Origin of the sequence: Thermomonospora catenispora, from assembly GCF_006363815.1 — a bacterium.
GTDB lineage: Bacteria > Actinomycetota > Actinomycetes > Streptosporangiales > Streptosporangiaceae > Thermomonospora > Thermomonospora catenispora.
The window spans coordinates 87,694-102,787 of the sequence record NZ_RRYT01000005.1; the positions used below are offsets into that span (position 1 = coordinate 87,694).

The following is a 15,094-nucleotide window of genomic DNA, read 5'->3' on the forward strand; positions in this document are numbered from 1 at the left end:
CGAGCGTATCTCTGAGGGACTGCGTCGTTCCGGAGCGCTCATCTACGCGGTGCTGCCCTCACACCATCTGGTTGTTCGTACGTACGGGCATTCCGGATCGCCGTACTGTCACCGTCGACGGCGCCGTGGCGGCGACATCGGCGGACATCAACGTGCCCAAAGGGCCGTCGGCAGGTCAGCGGTGCCATGGGCGTTGGTCGCCGTGAGACGGGACGACCGGTGAGGGTGGGGCCGGCGGTTCAAGCCCACCCCACGGATCCGACCCTTGGTCCATGTCCGACGACGCATGGATTTGGTCCATGTCCGACGACGCATGGATCAGCGGGCGTGGTCCAGTGCGTTCAGCGCGTCGGTGTCCAGTGGGGCGTACGGCTCGGTGACCAGGTGGTCTTTGCGTGTTCCTCGTCGGAAGGCGAGCCCGTCGACCTCGATGAACCCGGTGCCGTCGACGGTGAACGTGCTGCCTCGTTCGAACATCAGGATCAACGGCTCGAAGGGGTGCGGCAGGTTCGGCAGCCTGACGCGTTCGCCGAGCGCGGCGAAGTGCAGCGCCCATTCGCAGGTCTGCGCCACCGACGGGAACACCCAGTCGGGGCCGGCCGCCCGGACGGCCTCGACGACCTGCAAGGGGGCGCGCACCTCCGGGTCGATCAGGGCCGCGATGTCGAAGAACGGCCAGCGGTCGGCGTGCAGTTCGGCGGACCACCAGGCCGCACGGCGCAGGTACTCGCGCATCAGCAGGACCTGGGAGCGTCGCCGGTCCAGCCGGTCGGACCAGTCGTCGATGGCCGTCAGGCGTTCGGCCAGTCTCGTCACGGCGTCGTCCATCGCCCGGTCCTCCTGAGGGGAGCGTCGCTCACGAGCCCGTCGACGGCGGGCGGGGCGTCGGCGAGCCCGGTCGGCCTGGACGGCCCGTCCAGCGGGAGAGCGCGCGAAGAGGCCGGTTTCTCCGCTGTGGAGCCGGGTCGCCGCGGTGCCGTGTGCGGGTCGGATCGTCCCGTCGAAGATCGTAACGGCCGGGGCGGGATCGGGCGGCGGGGCGCCGGGGAACGAGGGCGGAGGGGGCATGGGGCGTGTCCGCTCGGGCCGGGAAGGTCGGAACGTCCGAAGGCGCCTTGCGGAAGAAAACCAAGGCCGGGGGAGGACCCGGGGAGTGCGCGGGGCGATGACGCGGCACCCGGGCGTGTGCATGCCGGCCGGACGGGACCGTGGTGCCGGAGTCGCGGTCTTGACGCGGTCGGAACCGCGGGGCGATGCCGGCGAGTGGAACGCCGGAATCGAAAGCGATCTCCGCCGTCGCCGTCGGGAGGGCGGAACACGATCTGCCGGCGGTGACCGATCGTCTTCCCGAGGAACGTCCAGACGGGGCGGAGAACGATTCTTCATTCGGCGGGCGCGGCTTCTCGTCGTGGAGCGGACGCCTCTCCGGCGATTCGCGGCGCCCGATCCGGGGAGGCGTTGAGAGCCGACCCGAAGACGGTGATCGAATTGGCCGTCATGCGCTCCGGCTGGGGCGGACCCGGGCGGCCTGTGCCGCTCTGCGCTGGGCCGCCGCGGCTCGGGCGCGCCTCATGCTTTCCCGGACCTTGGCCGCGCCGCGTTTCGCCGTGGCGGCGTTCCGAACGCGATCGGCATAGGGCGCCAGCACTTCCCACACCGGCGGCGGCGTCCATTCCTCCCGCACCGGAGGGGCGGGCGAGTTCCCGTTGACGGTGGAGATCATGAGCGCCGTGCTGCAGTGGGGGCAGCGCACGGCCGAATGCGCATGAGTGCTCATACCACAAATGATTCCCAGAGGGTCTGACAAAACGTCGCATTGGGTGTACCCCGCCGGGGCGGTTCCTCATGCCCGTGCCACCGGATTTTCTGATCTTCGTCACCGCCGTTTCCGTCGTTCCGTCGGGCGGGCTTGTCCGGCCGCATCGCGGCGCCGGGCCGCGGCGGCCGGTGCCGCAGATCGCCTCCGCATGCGGTGGCGAGGCCGCTGACCAGCGGTTTCGCCACCGAGGTGCGAGGCGGGCAGGGTCGGGCGGGGAGTCGCCGGGGGCGCTTGTGAGGGCGTTCTCATCGGGTAGGGCACCGCGAAAGCGGTCGTGCCGGTCGTCGGGGCGAGGCGGCGCCGTCGAGCGGTCGGCAGGCGGTCCGGCCCGGACGGGGCGTCGCGATGCGGCCGGCCGCGACCGGCGGACCGAGGCGGAAGAGGGAGGTCGGACCATGCCGACGACAGAACTCGACGTCCGCTACAGCAGTGAGAACGCCACGGCGGCCTCCTGGGAGGAGGGCCGGGCGGTGCTGGAACGAGCGGAGCTGTACTGGCTGTCCACCGTTCGTCCCGACGGCCGTCCGCACGTCACGCCGCTCGTGGCGGTCTGGATGGACGACGCGTTGCACTTCTGCACCGGCCCCGAGGAGCGCAAGGCCAAGAATCTGGCCGCCGACCCTCACTGCGTCCTCACCACCGGCACCAACCGGAACGAGGGCATGGACGTGGTCGTCGAGGGCCGGGCCGAACGCGTCACGGACGAGCGCCGGCTCGCGCGGCTGGCCGGGGCCTTCGCCGCCAAGTACGGGGAGCAGTGGCGGTTCGGGGTGCGCGACGGCGCCTTCGCGGTCCCGGAGGGCGGGGCGGCCTGGGTCTTCGCGGTCGTTCCGCGGAAGGCGTTCGGGTTCGGCAAGGGCGACGTCTACAGCCAGACCCGCTGGACGTTCCCCTCCCACGAGATGCGTCCTCGCTGAAGACGCGCTCCCGGGCCCGGGGGCGCGTCCGGCCGGCGCCGTCGCCGTCGAGCGCGTCGGCGGGCGGCGGACGCCTCTCGCGCGGCGGCGGTGACGGGCGGCGCCCGGGCGGCCGGGGGGACGCGGCGCGGACCTTCGCTCGGGGGAAACGAACGAGGTCACGACGCCTGAGCGCCGTGACCTCGTTCCCCCGGCCCGTGTCGATGTGCCGACACACCTGCTGAGACCGCCGTCCCGGCGGACCTTTCCGCAAGCCCGTTGAGCTCACCCGGGTGAGCCGGCCCCCGTTCCGGCTCACCGGTGAGCGCCGAGCGGAACCGCAAGGCCCGGTGGTCCCATCCCGGTCACCCGCCGTCGGGTGTCCTCACTGGGCGCGCATGACGTTAGTCGCGCGAAGGCGCGCGGATTCGCCGAGACGGGGATGCGGTCGATGAACGGTCGAGTCTCTGCGATAAGCGGTGTGTGATTCTCAGTGAGCGTGCTGTGATCGATCAGTCGGCCGCTGCAGGGGGCGGCGGGGAGTCAGCCGCCACAGGGAGGTGGTCTCCGCCGCTCGCGCCCGGTGCAGCGGATCGTCGGGGTCGTGGACCTTGGGGTGGCGGGGTTTGGCGTCCAGCCGGTCGATCACCGTCAGGCCGGCGGCGTCGAACGCGGCCAGCAGGTCGTCGCGGGACCGCAGGCCGAGGTGCTCGGCGATGTCGGAGAGGATCAGCCAGCCCTCACCGCCCGGTTCCAGGCGGTCGGCCAGCCCGGCGATGAACCCCTGGAGCATCCGGCCCTTGTGGTCGTACACGGCGTGCTCGAGGGAGGAGGCGGCCTTGGCCGGGATCCACGGGGGATTGCACACCGCCAGCCGTGCCCGGCGGCCGGGCGGGAACAGGTCGGCCCGGTGGACCTCCACCCGGTCGGCCAGGCCCAGCCGTTCGATGTTCTCCCGGGCGCAGGCCAGCGCCCGCGGGTCGACGTCGGTGGCGATCACCCGGCGCACGCCTCGGCGCGCCAGGAGGGCCGCGAGCACGCCGGTGCCGGTGCCGATGTCGAACGCGGGCGAGGGGTCCGGCGGGAGCGGGGCGCGGGCGACCAGGTCCACGTACTCTCCCCGGACCGGGGAGAAGACCCCGTAGTGGGGGTGGATCCGCTCGCCCAGGGCGGGCACGGGGACGCCTTTGCGGCGCCATTCGTGCGCCCCGATCACCCCCAGCAGTTCGCGCAGGGCGACCAGCGAGGGCTCGTCCGCGGGCCCGTACGCCTCCAGGCACGCCCGCCGCACGTCGGGGGCGCGTCGCAGCGGAACGCGGTAGTCGGCGTCCAGCGGGATCAGCAGCATGCCGAGGGTCCGGGCCCGCTGTCCCTGGGTCAGCCGGTACAGATGGAACGCCTGTGGGTCGCCCGGGGCGGGGCGGGGGCGGCGCCGCCGGGACCGGTCGAAGCGCCGGTTCATCGCCTGCAGGAGCCGGCGGGCGTTGTGGAAGTCGCCGCGCCACAGCAGGGCGGTGCCCGTGCAGGCCAGCCGGTAGGCGTCGTCCGCCCGCATCCGGTCGTCGGCGACGGTCACCTGTTTCGGCGGCGGTGATCCCGATGCCGAGCGCCAGCGCGCCGTGCGGGTCTCGCCCGCCTCGGTCCATCGAACGTGGGTGTTCTCCTGCACGGGACTCCCTGACGCCGATCGGGCTTCGACGCTATCGCGCTCCCCGGGCCGGCGCATCCTCTTCCCCGATCGTCCTCTCCGGTCGTCGTTTCTGGTCGTCGTTTCTGGTGCTCGTCTCCGGTCGCCCGGCGGGCGGGCGGGACGGTTGAATGGCGGTGGACAACATGGGGATCGGGCTGGGGACAGCCGGTGGGGGAAAGGGCCTTCTCGCTGGTCGCGGGGTGTGGACACAGGTTTTCCACAGGCTGTGGACGAAGGGGGTGCGGAGAGTTGTCCACAGGGCAATCCCCAGCCCGCCGTCCACACGTGGACAAGTGGCCGAGATCTGGGGATCCTCCTGGGGAAACACGGTGGACGGGCTGGGCAATGCGCTGGTCGCGGGCTGTGGAGGCCGACCGCCCACAGCCTGTGGATAACTCGTGGCGGCGGGGTGACGGACAAGGCTGTGGATAACCGTCGGGCCGACCCGGGGACGACGACGCCTCCGGAGGCGCCGCCGGCGCTCGAAGAGTCCCCCCGGATCGCGGAGATCGACGCGGTGCGCGGGCTGGCGCTGTGCGGGATCCTGGCGCCCAACATCGTCGCCATGACCGGGATCCGCCCGACCGCCCCGGTGGATCCGGGCCCGGCGGCGCACCTGTACGAGACGCTGCTGCACCAGCGGTTCTTTCCGCTGCTGTCGTTCCTGTTCGGGCTCGGCGCCGTGGTGTTCCTGCGATCGGCGCGGCGGCGCTCGGAGCGGCCCCGGGACGTGCTGCTGGCCCGGTTCGGGGCGCTGATCCTGATCGGCGCGGCCCACCAGACGCTGCAGCCGAACGAGATCCTGCTCCCCTATGCGCTGGGCGGGATCGCCGTCGTGCTGCCGGCCTCCTGGCTGCCCCGCCGGGCCGTGCTGGCCGGCGGGCTCGCGTGCACCGTCGCGTCCCTGGTCGTCGCCCGGGGCGGCATCACGCTGGTCCCCGGGTTGTTCCTGCTCGGGATGGCCGCCGCCGAGTACGGCCTGCCCCGCCTGCTCTCCGAGCGCCGCCGGCCGGTGACGGCCGCGTTCGCGATCACCGGCACGGCGGCGCTCGCCTTGAACCTCTGGCAGGTCCGCGCCGGCGGGGCGGCGTTCGACACCCCGCTGCCGGCGACCGCCGGGCTGGTCACGGCGGCCGCCTACGCCGCCGGCCTGCTGACGCTGCTGCGCGTCCCCCGCCTCGGCGGCGCCCTGACGGCGGTCCTCGTCCCGCTGGGCAGGCTGACGCTGACCAACTATGTCACCGCCTCGGCGCTGATCCTGGCCGCCGACGCCCTGCTGGACCTCGGCGGCCGCCCCCGCGTGGTCGCCGTGGCGGGCACCGCGCTGGCCGTCCTCGCCGCTCAGGCGGTCTTCAGCCGATGGTGGCTGCGCCGGTTCCGCCGGGGCCCGCTGGAGTGGGTCTGGCGCTGCCTGACCTGGTGGCGCCTCCTGCCCAACGGGCTCCCCGACGGTCCTCCGGCCGCCTGCCGTTGAGGGACGGGCGTCAGGAGGCCACCGGCTCGCGCTCCGGCAGCTCGGCCAGCGCGGCGGGCAGCCGGCCGCCGGGGGTGTGGACGACGCCCAGACGACGGGTCGCCCGGGTGAGCGCCACGAACAGGTCGTTGGGACCCTGCGGGCCCTCGGCGAGGATCTCGGCGGGCTCGACGACGATGACCGAGTCGAACTCCAATCCCTTGGCCTGGGCCACGGTCAGATGGACGACCTGTTCGCGCAGGTCGGGGTCGGGGCGGACGAACCCCGCGGCACGACCGGAGGGAACGATCACGGCCAGGCGCCCCCGCCCCAGGTGGGCGATCTCGTCGGCGACGAGGGCGTCCAGGCGGTCGGCGAGCTCGGCGGCGGGGACCTCCGCGCGCCAGGGGACCTGCCCGATGCTGCGCACCGACCGGGGCCGCTCCGCGAGGGAGGACCCGGTCAGCTCGGTGTGCACCCGGGCCGCCACGTCCATGAACTCGGCGGGCATCCGGTAGTTGACGGTGAGACGCTCCAGCCGCCAGCGGCCCGGGACGTGCGGCTCCAGCACCCGTTCCCAGCTGGAGGTGCCGGCCGCGTCGCCCGTCTGGGCCAGGTCGCCGACCACCGTCATCCACCGGCCCGGGCAGCGGCGGAACAACAGCCGCCAGGCCATCGGCGACAGCTCCTGCGCCTCGTCCACGATCACATGGCCGAACGCCCAGGTCCGGTCGGCGGCGGCGCGTTCGGCGATGGTGCGGGAGTCCCGCTCCTCGTGCCGGGCGGCCAGCGTCTCGGCGTCCACCACGTCGCTCGCCGTCAGCGCGGCCTCCTCGTCGGCGTCCAGATCGATGGAGCGGGAGCCGTGCACCACCTCCAGCACGCCCTGGGCGTAGGCGACGCGGCGGCGGTGCTCGGCGGCGGCCCGGGCCCGTTCCGCGCTGTCGTCCTCACCCAGCAGCTCGGCGGCCTCGTCGAGGAGGGGGACGTCGGCCGGGGTCCACGGCGCGGACGGGTCCCGTTCCAGCAGGGCGCGTTCGCGCTCGGTGAGACGGGGCGCCGCGGAGGCGAGCCGCCGGGGGGAGGCGTACAGGTCGGCCAGCAGCCGTTGCGGGGTCAGCGTCGGCCACAGCTCCTCGAGCGCCTCGGCGACGGCCGGGTCGTGCCGCAGGTCCTGGCGGATCGCCGCCACGTCCTCCTCGTCGAAGAGGTCGGTGACCGGCTCCTCGTCGGGGTCCGGGTCCAGCTCCGCGAGGACCTCCGGGAGCAGGATGCTCTCGTTGAGCCGGTCGGCGGCCTGCCGGGCCAGTGCGTCCAGGACCGCGTCGACGAAGTACGGCCGGGCCGGGTTGTGCGGGAGGCCGGTGCGGCGGGCGCGTTCGCGGGCCCGCGCGCACATCTCGTCGTCCAGCAGCAGGGTGCCCTGCGCGGTCTCGATCTCCAGGGCCCGCCGCCCGGGGGCCGGTTCCTCGGAGGCGGGCGGCTCGTCCGGCGCGGACGGGCGGGGGTGCGGCGAGCACAGGTCGTCGTCCCGGTGGGCGAGCAGCTCGCCGGGGGTCTGCTGCCGGTCGCGGACGGCCTTGGCGATGACGTCGACCATCTCCGCGCGGCCTTTGATCTCGGCGGCCTCGGGCCGTTCGACCCCGTCGGCCGTCACGCCGGGGAACAGGCCGCCGATCGTGGACATCAGCACGCCGGTCTCGCCGAGGCCGGGCAGCACGTCCTCGATGTAGCTGAGGAACGTGGGGTTGGGGCCCACCACCAGGACGCCGCGCCTGGCCAGCAGGTCGCGGTAGGTGTAGAGGAGGTAGGCGGCGCGGTGCAGGGCCACCACCGTCTTGCCGGTGCCCGGGCCGCCCTGGACCACCAGCACGCCGCGGTGGTCGCAGCGGATGACGGCGTCCTGTTCGGCCTGGATGGTGGCCACGATGTCGCCCATGCGGCCGGTCCGGTCGGCCTTGAGCGCGGCCATCAGCGCGGTCTCGCCGGTCAGCGGGGCGTCGCCGGCCCGGGAGGCCTGGTCGGGGTCGAGGAACTCGTCGTTGATCTCCACCACCCGGCGGCCCTGGGTCTTGATGTGGCGGCGGCGGGCGACGTCGTGGGGTTCGAGCGCGGTGGCCAGGTAGAAGGGGCGGGCGGCGGGCGCGCGCCAGTCGATCAGCAGCGGTTCGGCGTCCTCGCCGGCGGAGTCCTCCGGCGGCAGCCCGATCCGGCCGATGTAGCGTCGCCATCCGTCCCGCATGTCGAGCCGGCCGAAGCACAGTCCGTGTTCGGCGGCGGCGAGCCGGGCCAGCCACTCGGTGTACCGGGCGGCCGCCGCCTCGCGGTCCCACCGGTCCTGATCCCTCGCGGCGACCTGCCGCAGCGTGTCCGCCAGCCGTGCGGAGGCCTCCCGGCGCAGCCCGTCGAGCCGCCGGTACAGACGTGACACGTACTCTTGCTCGTGCTCCTGCTCGCGCTGCACGTCGGCACTCGACAACGTTCCCCCTCCAGTGATATAATTGAGTTGGGGAGGTTTGTTCACCTCTTCCCCGTAAGTTGGCCAGCATAGCATTTTTCGGGCCTTCAGTGCGGCTTGTCGTCGGCCGTGCGCCCGACGCCGTCCGGGCCGTGACGGCCGCGCACCGGGCCTCGCGCACCCGGTGGCCGGTTCCGGCCGCTCTTCTCCGCCGTGCTGGGGGTCCGCGGATGAGAGCGACGCGACACGACCTCCGACGGTCGAATACCAGTTCGAGACTCCGATAGGGTCAGGTGCCCATGGGGCATCTGCTCAACGAGTCGATCCGTGCCGAAACCGACGCCTCGGGCCGGTTGACCGCCTACGAGTGGCGGGGAGCGCGTTACACCGTCCGTCAAGTGCTGAAGGCGTACGGCGAGGCCGACGATGCCCGCATCTACCGGGTGCGCGTCCAAGGCGAGGACTCCTCCGTCGCGGTGGCCGAGCTCGCCCGCGCCGCCGACCACTGGCGCCTGCGCCACCTGTTCTCGGCCTGAGCATCGCCGTCCTCGACCGATCGAGCCCTCCCCTCGAACGGCCGCACCGTCGGCGCGCCGCATCCGCCGGGATGCACCGGGATGCCCGAGATGCGCCGGGATCCGCCGGAGTCCGTCTCGAGATTCGTGGAGATCCGTCGTCCGCGCGCGGGCCCGGGCCGCGGAGCATGCCCGCCGTCGGCCGCTCAGCCGCCCTGCCATCACCCCACTGCCGGCCCACCGGCGGTCGTGCCGCTCGGACGCCACCGGCCGACGGACGTTCATGCGCTTAAGCTGTATGAGACTTCATACAGCGCGGAGGCGGACGTGGGCGTGGAGCGGATCCGTCGAGAGGACGGAGGCGAGGACCTCCTCATCCGGCTGGACGATGTGCAGGCCGCCCTGGTCGGGGCCGACGGTGCGGCGATGGCGGAGGACCTGTGGCGGGCGCTGGCGGCTCTGGCGGAGATCCGGATCGGCGGATGGGACGGATCCCCGGCCGTGACACGGGCGCTGGAGGCGCACCGGGAGACGGCCGGGGACATGGCCGCCCGGCAGGCCGACACCGTGTACCGGATCGAGCAGGGGCTGATGCCCCGGCTGGAGGCGATCCGCACCCTGGCGCTGCGGGCGCTGCGCGCCTCCGGCGCCTCGTACGCGGAACTGGGGGCGGCCATGGGCGTGCCCCGGTCCACCGCCCAGTCACGGTGGGCGCGCATCGCCTCCACCGAGCACCCCGCCGAGGAATGGGCGCGGACCGGCGGACCCTTCCCCCAGGCCCCCGCCCCCGGCGTGCCGGTGTGCGACCACCGGTCGGTCGGGATCGACATCGTGCGCGGCGACGGGGCCCGCCTGCTGCTGGAACGCGTGCGTCCCCCGGTGGGGATCGCGCCCGTGGCCGGGCACGTGGACGACCACGGCACCCCCGAAGACGCCGCACGGGCGGAGACCGGTGAAGAGCTGGGCCTGACGGTCGTGTCCCTGCGGCCGCTGACCGGAGGATGGCTGCCCAACCGGTGCCGCCGCCCGGTCGCGCCCGGCCGGCGGGCCGGGCACGACTGGAGCATCTACGCCGCCACCGTCACCGGGGATCTCGCCCCGGGCGCCGACGAGGCCCGCAACGTGGGCTGGCGCACCCCCGCCGAGATCCAGCGCCTGGCGGAACGCACCGTCGCCCACGCCCATGGACGCGTCTCCGCCCTCGACTTCGCCAACGAGCCGGGCCTGGAGCCGGTGTGGGTCCACTGGTACGCCCGCCTCGGCGTCATCCGCGTCTCCGAGGCCGACCTGGAGGCCGTCACCGCCCTGTTCACCGGCCGGGACTGAGCCGGGCCGAGCCGGGACCGACGGTCCCGCGCCGGCGTCGCGACCCCGCCGGGCCTCGGGGAACGCCCGCCGCGCTCGCCGGCCTTCCCGGGCCGGTCAGGCGAGGGCGGAGAGGCGGTCGACCTCCTCGGGGGCGAGGGAGATCGTGGCGGCGGCGACGTTGTCCTCCAGATGGGCGACCTTGGAGGTGCCGGGGATGGGCAGCATCACCGGAGAACGGTGCAGCAGCCAGGCCAGGGCGATCTGGGCCGGGGTGGCGTTGTGGCGTTCGGCGGCGTCGTCCAGCACCCCGCCGGAGGCGGCGAGCTTGCCGGTGGCCAGCGGGAACCAGGGGATGAAGCCGATGCCGTGCTTTTCGCAGTGCTCCAGCACCGGCTCGTGGTCCCGCTGGGTGAGGTTGTAGAGGTTCTGCACGGTGACGATGTCGACGATCCGGCGGGCGGCCTCGAGCTGCTCCACATCGACCTCCGACAGGCCGATGTAGCGGATCTTGCCCTCGTCCCGCATGTCGCGCAGCACGCCGACCTGGTCCTCCAGCGGCACCTTCGGGTCGATCCGGTGCAGCTGATACAGGTCGATCCGCTCCAGCTTCAGCCGCCGCAGGCTCATCTCCACGCACTGCCGCAGATACTCCGGCCGCCCCACCGGCTGCCAGATCCCCGGTCCCTGCCGGGTGAAGCCGCCCTTGGTGGCGATCACCAGCCCGTCCGGGTAGGGGTGCAGCGCCTCGGCGATCAGGTCCTCGCTGACGAACGGCCCGTAGGAGTCGGCGGTGTCGATCAGGTTCACGCCCAGCTCGACGGCCCGGCGCAGCACCCGGATGGCCTCGTCCCGATCCTCCGGCTCCCCCCATACTCCGGGGCCGGTGATCCGCATCGCCCCGAACCCCAGCCGGTTCACCGGCAGGGCACCGCCCAGCGCGAACTCACCGCTGGCCGCCGCCGGCCGCTCGGTCATGCGCACCTCCTTGTGACATCGCCGTGCCCATTCTTCCCCGATTTCCCGCGATCGCCTCTGCCGCCTCCCCGGACGAACGTTCCGGATCCGTGCGCGCCTCGTCGCATCCGCGCCGCGCCGGGATGCGCCACGGGCCTCGTGGCCGCGGCGGACCCGCCGGGGCGGGGCGCGGGGTCCCGGGCCGCGAGGCGGAGAGAAGTGAGGGGTGATGCCGATCATGCCGCCGGGGAGGAAAGCCGCCGAGAAGGAAACGCGAAGAGCCCGTGGCGGCTCGGGCCGCCCGGGTGTGGATGAGCATACGCCGCGCCGTCCGACGGGCGGCGCCGTCGTGATCGGGGAGGACCGTGAGCCGCCGAGGATGGGTGCTGTTCACGCTGATGAGCGTGATCTGGGGCGTTCCGTACCTGATGATCAAGGTCGCCGTGGAGGGCGGCGTCTCGGTGCCGATGGTGGTGTTCACGCGCACCGCGGTCGGGGCCGTGGTGCTGCTGCCGCTGGCGTTATGCGCGCTCGGGGCGGGCGGCCTGGCGGACCTGGTCCGCCGGCACTGGCCGACGCTGGCCGCCTTCACCGTGGTGGACATGGTCCTCCCCTGGGGGCTGCTGGCGCACGCCGAACATCGGCTGACCAGCTCGATGACCGGGCTGCTGATCGCGGTCACCCCGATCCTGGCGGTGCTGGCGGGACGGCTGACCGGCGGGTCGGAACGGATCGGCGGACGGCGCTGGGCGGGCCTGGCGATCGGGTTCGCCGGCGTCGCCGTGCTGACCGCGCCCGGTCTGCGCGGCGGGGACGCCCGGGCGATCGTCGAGGTCCTGTTGACCGCCTGCGGATACGCCCTGGGGCCGCTGCTGGCCGCGCGGCGCCTGTCGGACGTGCCCGGCCTGCCGATGACCGCGGTCTGCCTGACGTTCGCCACCGCGCTGTCGGCGGGACCGGCCGCCGCCACCTGGCCGGACGCCATGCCCTCCGGTCGCGTGCTGGCGGCGCTGGCGGGCCTGGCGGTGATCTGCACGGCGCTGGCGTTCGTGATCTTCTTCGCCCTGATCCGTGAGGTCGGGCCGGCGCGGGCCGTGGTCTTCACCTACGTCAACCCGGCGGTGGCGGTGCTCGCCGGGGTGGTCTTCCTGGGCGAGCCCTTCACGCCGATCATCGTCTCGGCCTTCGTGCTCATCCTCGGCGGCTCGATCCTGGCCATGAGCAGGCAGCCCGCCGGGCCGCCGGCACCGTCGGAGGTCTCCCCGCCCGTGGCCGAGGAGCCCTTCTCGGCCGACCGGGCCTCCCGTTGATCGCAAGGTTCCACGTGGAACATCCGCCGCCCGCCCCCCGGCCCCGGCTCCGGCGGCTCGGTGGTCGGCCTGGTGGGGCGAGGGCAGGTCTGTCACCCGCCCGGCGGCCGGCGGTCGGCTCGGTGGTCGGCCGGACGGCCGCTCACCAGCCGATGCGCCACAGGAAGAGGATGAGGGAGCACACCGCCAGAACGGCGGCGGCCAGGACCCAGCCGCCCAGGTAACAAAGCAGACCGCACCCCACGGCGATCACCGCGAGGGTCACCAGGAGGCAGCGGCCGCCGGGACGGCGTCCCGTGGAGTCGTCCCCGGCGGCGTCCTGCCGTCCGGAGGAATCGGCGGAGGGAGTGCTCTTCGGCCCGGACGGCGTCGAGGACGGATCGGGGATGCCGTCGTCGTAAGGGTCGGGTGAGGGAGGGAGCAGACCCTGCAGCTCGGACTCCCAGAGGTCGAAGTCGTCCTGTACGCCCATCGGACTGCCTGACCTTCGTGTCGGCAACAGTCCTGTTATCGCCCTTCCTCCGGGATTCCACACGCCCTGACCATGGGAAGCCCGGCACGTGGGGTGAAATTGGGCCACGGGGTGCGGAGACGCCCGTCCCGGTTGCTAGGCTGCGGAGAGCCCGGGGAAGTGTCCACTGGCCGTCCCGGGTCGACATTGTCGAGGTGAAGGGGTCCGCACCGTGAAGAAGCTGATCATTCTCGCTGTCATCGCTCTTGGCGGGCTGGTCGTGTGGCGTCGACTGCAGCAGGACCGCGCCGAGCTGGACCTGTGGACCGAGGCCACATCCTCTGACAGCTGATCTCGACCGGGGACATCCCCGCGACCACCGGGGACGTCCCGGTGACAACGCATGACCCCGCCGCGGCCCGTTCACGGCCTGCGAAGCGCATGAACGCGCCTCGCGCCGTACGGGCCGTGTTCTGTGAAGAGCCCTGCCGGTGAGGCGATCCACCGGACGTTCCACGCCTGCACCCGTCCAGGTCCCGGCGCGGACGCCGGGGTCTGGACGGGTGCAGCGCGGCGGAGGGCCTCCTCGCTCAGGTCTCGGCCGCCCTCACGTGATCGGCGCCTCCCAGGTCATCCGCCAGGTGATCGGGCCGACGATGCCGTCCACCTCCAAGCCCTTCTCGGCCTGGAACGCCCGGCACACCCGCTCCGACTCGGGCCCATAGGCCCCGTCGACGGTGATCCGCCAGCCGCGCTCCTTCATGCGGGCCTGCCAGCGACGGACATCGTCCCCCCGCATGATCGGAGGCTGACGCAGGTACCGGCCGGGCCACGGCGGCGCGGGCGTCGACGGTGCCTTGGGCGGCTTGGGCTTGCTCGGGGCCGGCTTCGGCGGCTCCTGCCCCAGCTTCTTGGCCAGGGCCGTGGCGGTCTGCTGGTCGTACTTGCCGGTGACCTTGGGGACGATGTCGGGATGGTCGGCCTGCAGCTTCTTGACGGCGGCCTCGGTCTCGTCGCCGAAGTCACCGTCGACGCCGTAGCGGGGCAGCTTGTAGCCGGCCTTGATCAGGGCGCTCTGCAGATCGCGGACCCGCTTGCCCGTGTCGCCCTTGACCAGCGCGGGCTCGCCCGCCGGCACCTTGCCGTCCCACTTGTAGTCGTCGACCCCGTACGCGGGACGGCCGTAGCCGGCGATCACCGAGGCGGACCGGACGCGGCGGCGGACCGCGTCCCCGGTGTTGCCCTCGATGGTCTGCACGCGCCCGCCGCCGAGCACCTTCTCGATGACGCCGACATGGTCGATCGCGCCGATCGAGTTGGACTGTCCCCAGTCGAAGAACACGATGTCGCCCGGCTTGGCGCGGTTGACGTTGGCGACCGTCCCGCTGTACCAGCGGCCGATCTTCTGGAAGTCCTGGGCGTGCCACACCGTGTAGGCGCGGTCCCCGCCCGGCAGGACGGCGGCGCGGTTGCCGCTCTTGCGCGCCCAGTAGGTGACGGCCATGTCGCACCACGGGGCGGACAGGAACTCGTTGCCGTTCCGGGAGGCGTAATCCCGGGTGATCTTGTTGGGGCGGCCGGACAGCCCGATGTCGGCGCGGGCGGCCGCCAGCATCCCTGCTGCGGTGCCCATCAGTCGGTCGCCTCCTCGTCCGCCTCGCCGGCGCTGCGGAAGAACCCGTCGGGGTCGGGATCGCCGTAGAGCTGCCGCAGGACCTCCTCTTCGTCCGGTTCGGTGGGCCTGTGCGCGTTCAGATGGACGTCCACCTGGCCCATCAGCTGAATCTCCGCCGGGCCCTGCGGCTCGTTGGTCTGGGGCATTCTTCGTTCTCCTGGTGTCGGGGGGTTCGGCGGCATGCCGCGCGATGAACGGAGCGGCGCGACATGCCGCCCTGTCTTCAGGGCGAAACGCCCGATACGCTGGTGTTCGGCGGCAGCCGGAACAGGCCTGCGCCGACCGGTGCCCCTCGGCCGCTCGAACTCATCCGGCGCCTCACCGCTATCATCCGACCACACTGGGTGACCTGTCAGCAGAATCCGGCAACTCGGACTCTGCCGCCACATCGTTGTCCCCCTCCCGGTCACCCGCTCCGCTTCGACCGGCGGCGTCACGGTGTACGATCGGTCGCGGTTCTCCAGCACACGACCCCGACCGTGAGAACCAGGGGGCCTTAGCTCAGTTGGCAGAGCACCGGCTTTGCAAGCCGGGTGTCAGGGGTTCGACTCCCCTAGGCTCCACC

General features: G+C 73.0%; 13 protein-coding genes and 1 tRNA gene. 7 read left to right on the forward strand and 7 right to left on the reverse strand.

The window, feature by feature from the left end:
• Positions 1-318 precede the first annotated feature (318 nt).
• Positions 319-828: a hypothetical protein gene (locus EIO00_RS06150; protein ID WP_140176036.1), complete on the reverse strand. Its 510-nt coding sequence runs from the start codon at positions 826-828 to the stop codon at positions 319-321.
• Between the two features lie 1,386 nt (positions 829-2,214).
• Here EIO00_RS06150 and EIO00_RS06160 point away from each other — a divergent pair.
• Positions 2,215-2,736, forward strand: a complete 522-nt coding sequence (locus tag EIO00_RS06160) for a pyridoxamine 5'-phosphate oxidase family protein (RefSeq protein WP_140176040.1) — start codon at positions 2,215-2,217, stop codon at positions 2,734-2,736.
• A 469-nt stretch (positions 2,737-3,205) separates the two neighbouring features.
• On the opposite strand, the gene EIO00_RS06165 is transcribed toward EIO00_RS06160, so the two are convergent.
• Positions 3,206-4,384, reverse strand: a complete 1,179-nt coding sequence (locus tag EIO00_RS06165; protein WP_241661157.1) for a methyltransferase — start codon at positions 4,382-4,384, stop codon at positions 3,206-3,208.
• A gap of 445 nt (positions 4,385-4,829) precedes the next feature.
• Here EIO00_RS06165 and EIO00_RS06170 point away from each other — a divergent pair, with 445 nt between their 5' ends.
• Positions 4,830-5,879, forward strand: coding sequence for a DUF418 domain-containing protein (locus tag EIO00_RS06170; RefSeq protein ID WP_241661158.1), 1,050 nt, complete (start codon positions 4,830-4,832; stop codon positions 5,877-5,879).
• Positions 5,880-5,889: 10 nt separating this feature from the next.
• Here the strand turns inward: EIO00_RS06170 and EIO00_RS06175 are convergent, their stop codons facing one another.
• The gene (locus EIO00_RS06175; protein WP_241661159.1) at positions 5,890-8,337 is read right to left on the reverse strand and encodes a HelD family protein; all 2,448 of its coding nucleotides are present in this window, start codon (positions 8,335-8,337) and stop codon (positions 5,890-5,892) included.
• Positions 8,338-8,615: 278 nt separating this feature from the next.
• On the opposite strand from EIO00_RS06175, the gene EIO00_RS06180 reads away from it, so the two are divergent.
• Together EIO00_RS06180 and EIO00_RS06185 are read left to right on the forward strand one after the other, a co-directional pair.
• A complete protein-coding gene (locus EIO00_RS06180) occupies positions 8,616-8,852 on the forward strand; it encodes a hypothetical protein (RefSeq protein ID WP_140176045.1) in 237 nt (78 codons plus the stop codon).
• 306 nt (positions 8,853-9,158) lie between these two features.
• The gene (locus EIO00_RS06185) at positions 9,159-10,157 is read left to right on the forward strand and encodes an NUDIX hydrolase (protein ID WP_140176047.1); all 999 of its coding nucleotides are present in this window, start codon (positions 9,159-9,161) and stop codon (positions 10,155-10,157) included.
• A gap of 96 nt (positions 10,158-10,253) precedes the next feature.
• Here the strand turns inward: EIO00_RS06185 and EIO00_RS06190 are convergent, their stop codons facing one another.
• Positions 10,254-11,114: an aldo/keto reductase gene (locus EIO00_RS06190; RefSeq protein WP_140176049.1), complete on the reverse strand. Its 861-nt coding sequence runs from the start codon at positions 11,112-11,114 to the stop codon at positions 10,254-10,256.
• A 344-nt stretch (positions 11,115-11,458) separates the two neighbouring features.
• On the opposite strand from EIO00_RS06190, the gene EIO00_RS06195 reads away from it, so the two are divergent.
• Positions 11,459-12,403: a DMT family transporter gene (locus EIO00_RS06195; RefSeq protein ID WP_140176051.1), complete on the forward strand. Its 945-nt coding sequence runs from the start codon at positions 11,459-11,461 to the stop codon at positions 12,401-12,403.
• 142 nt (positions 12,404-12,545) lie between these two features.
• On the opposite strand, the gene EIO00_RS06200 is transcribed toward EIO00_RS06195, so the two are convergent.
• Entirely contained in the window at positions 12,546-12,875 is a 330-nt protein-coding gene (locus EIO00_RS06200) for a hypothetical protein (RefSeq protein WP_140176053.1), read from the reverse strand.
• A gap of 211 nt (positions 12,876-13,086) precedes the next feature.
• Between EIO00_RS06200 and EIO00_RS25070 the strand changes: the two genes are divergently transcribed.
• On the forward strand, positions 13,087-13,206 hold the full coding sequence (locus EIO00_RS25070) for a DLW-39 family protein (protein ID WP_241661160.1): 120 nt from the start codon (positions 13,087-13,089) through the stop codon (positions 13,204-13,206).
• Positions 13,207-13,461: 255 nt separating this feature from the next.
• On the opposite strand, the gene EIO00_RS25075 is transcribed toward EIO00_RS25070, so the two are convergent.
• Both EIO00_RS25075 and EIO00_RS06210 read right to left on the reverse strand, forming a co-directional pair.
• Positions 13,462-14,487: a peptidoglycan-binding protein gene (locus EIO00_RS25075; protein ID WP_140176055.1), complete on the reverse strand. Its 1,026-nt coding sequence runs from the start codon at positions 14,485-14,487 to the stop codon at positions 13,462-13,464.
• On the reverse strand, positions 14,487-14,675 hold the full coding sequence (locus EIO00_RS06210; RefSeq protein WP_140176057.1) for a hypothetical protein: 189 nt from the start codon (positions 14,673-14,675) through the stop codon (positions 14,487-14,489). Before EIO00_RS06210 ends, EIO00_RS25075 begins: the two co-directional genes overlap by 1 nt.
• Before the next feature lie 344 nt (positions 14,676-15,019).
• On the opposite strand from EIO00_RS06210, the gene EIO00_RS06215 reads away from it, so the two are divergent.
• Positions 15,020-15,092, forward strand: a tRNA-Ala gene (locus tag EIO00_RS06215).
• The last annotated feature ends 2 nt before the right edge of the window (positions 15,093-15,094 follow it).

What these genes read in the sequence shown, in the direction of transcription:
- EIO00_RS06150 (WP_140176036.1), bottom strand. Translation starts at nt 828, where the DNA reads ATGGACGACGCCGTGACGAGACTGGCCGAACGCCTGACGGCCATCGAC.
- EIO00_RS06160 (WP_140176040.1), top strand. Translation starts at nt 2,215, where the DNA reads ATGCCGACGACAGAACTCGACGTCCGCTACAGCAGTGAGAACGCCACG.
- EIO00_RS06180 (WP_140176045.1), top strand. Translation starts at nt 8,616, where the DNA reads ATGGGGCATCTGCTCAACGAGTCGATCCGTGCCGAAACCGACGCCTCG.
- EIO00_RS06190 (WP_140176049.1), bottom strand. Translation starts at nt 11,114, where the DNA reads ATGACCGAGCGGCCGGCGGCGGCCAGCGGTGAGTTCGCGCTGGGCGGT.
- EIO00_RS06200 (WP_140176053.1), bottom strand. Translation starts at nt 12,875, where the DNA reads ATGGGCGTACAGGACGACTTCGACCTCTGGGAGTCCGAGCTGCAGGGT.
- EIO00_RS25075 (WP_140176055.1), bottom strand. Translation starts at nt 14,487, where the DNA reads ATGGGCACCGCAGCAGGGATGCTGGCGGCCGCCCGCGCCGACATCGGG.
- EIO00_RS06210 (WP_140176057.1), bottom strand. Translation starts at nt 14,675, where the DNA reads ATGCCCCAGACCAACGAGCCGCAGGGCCCGGCGGAGATTCAGCTGATG.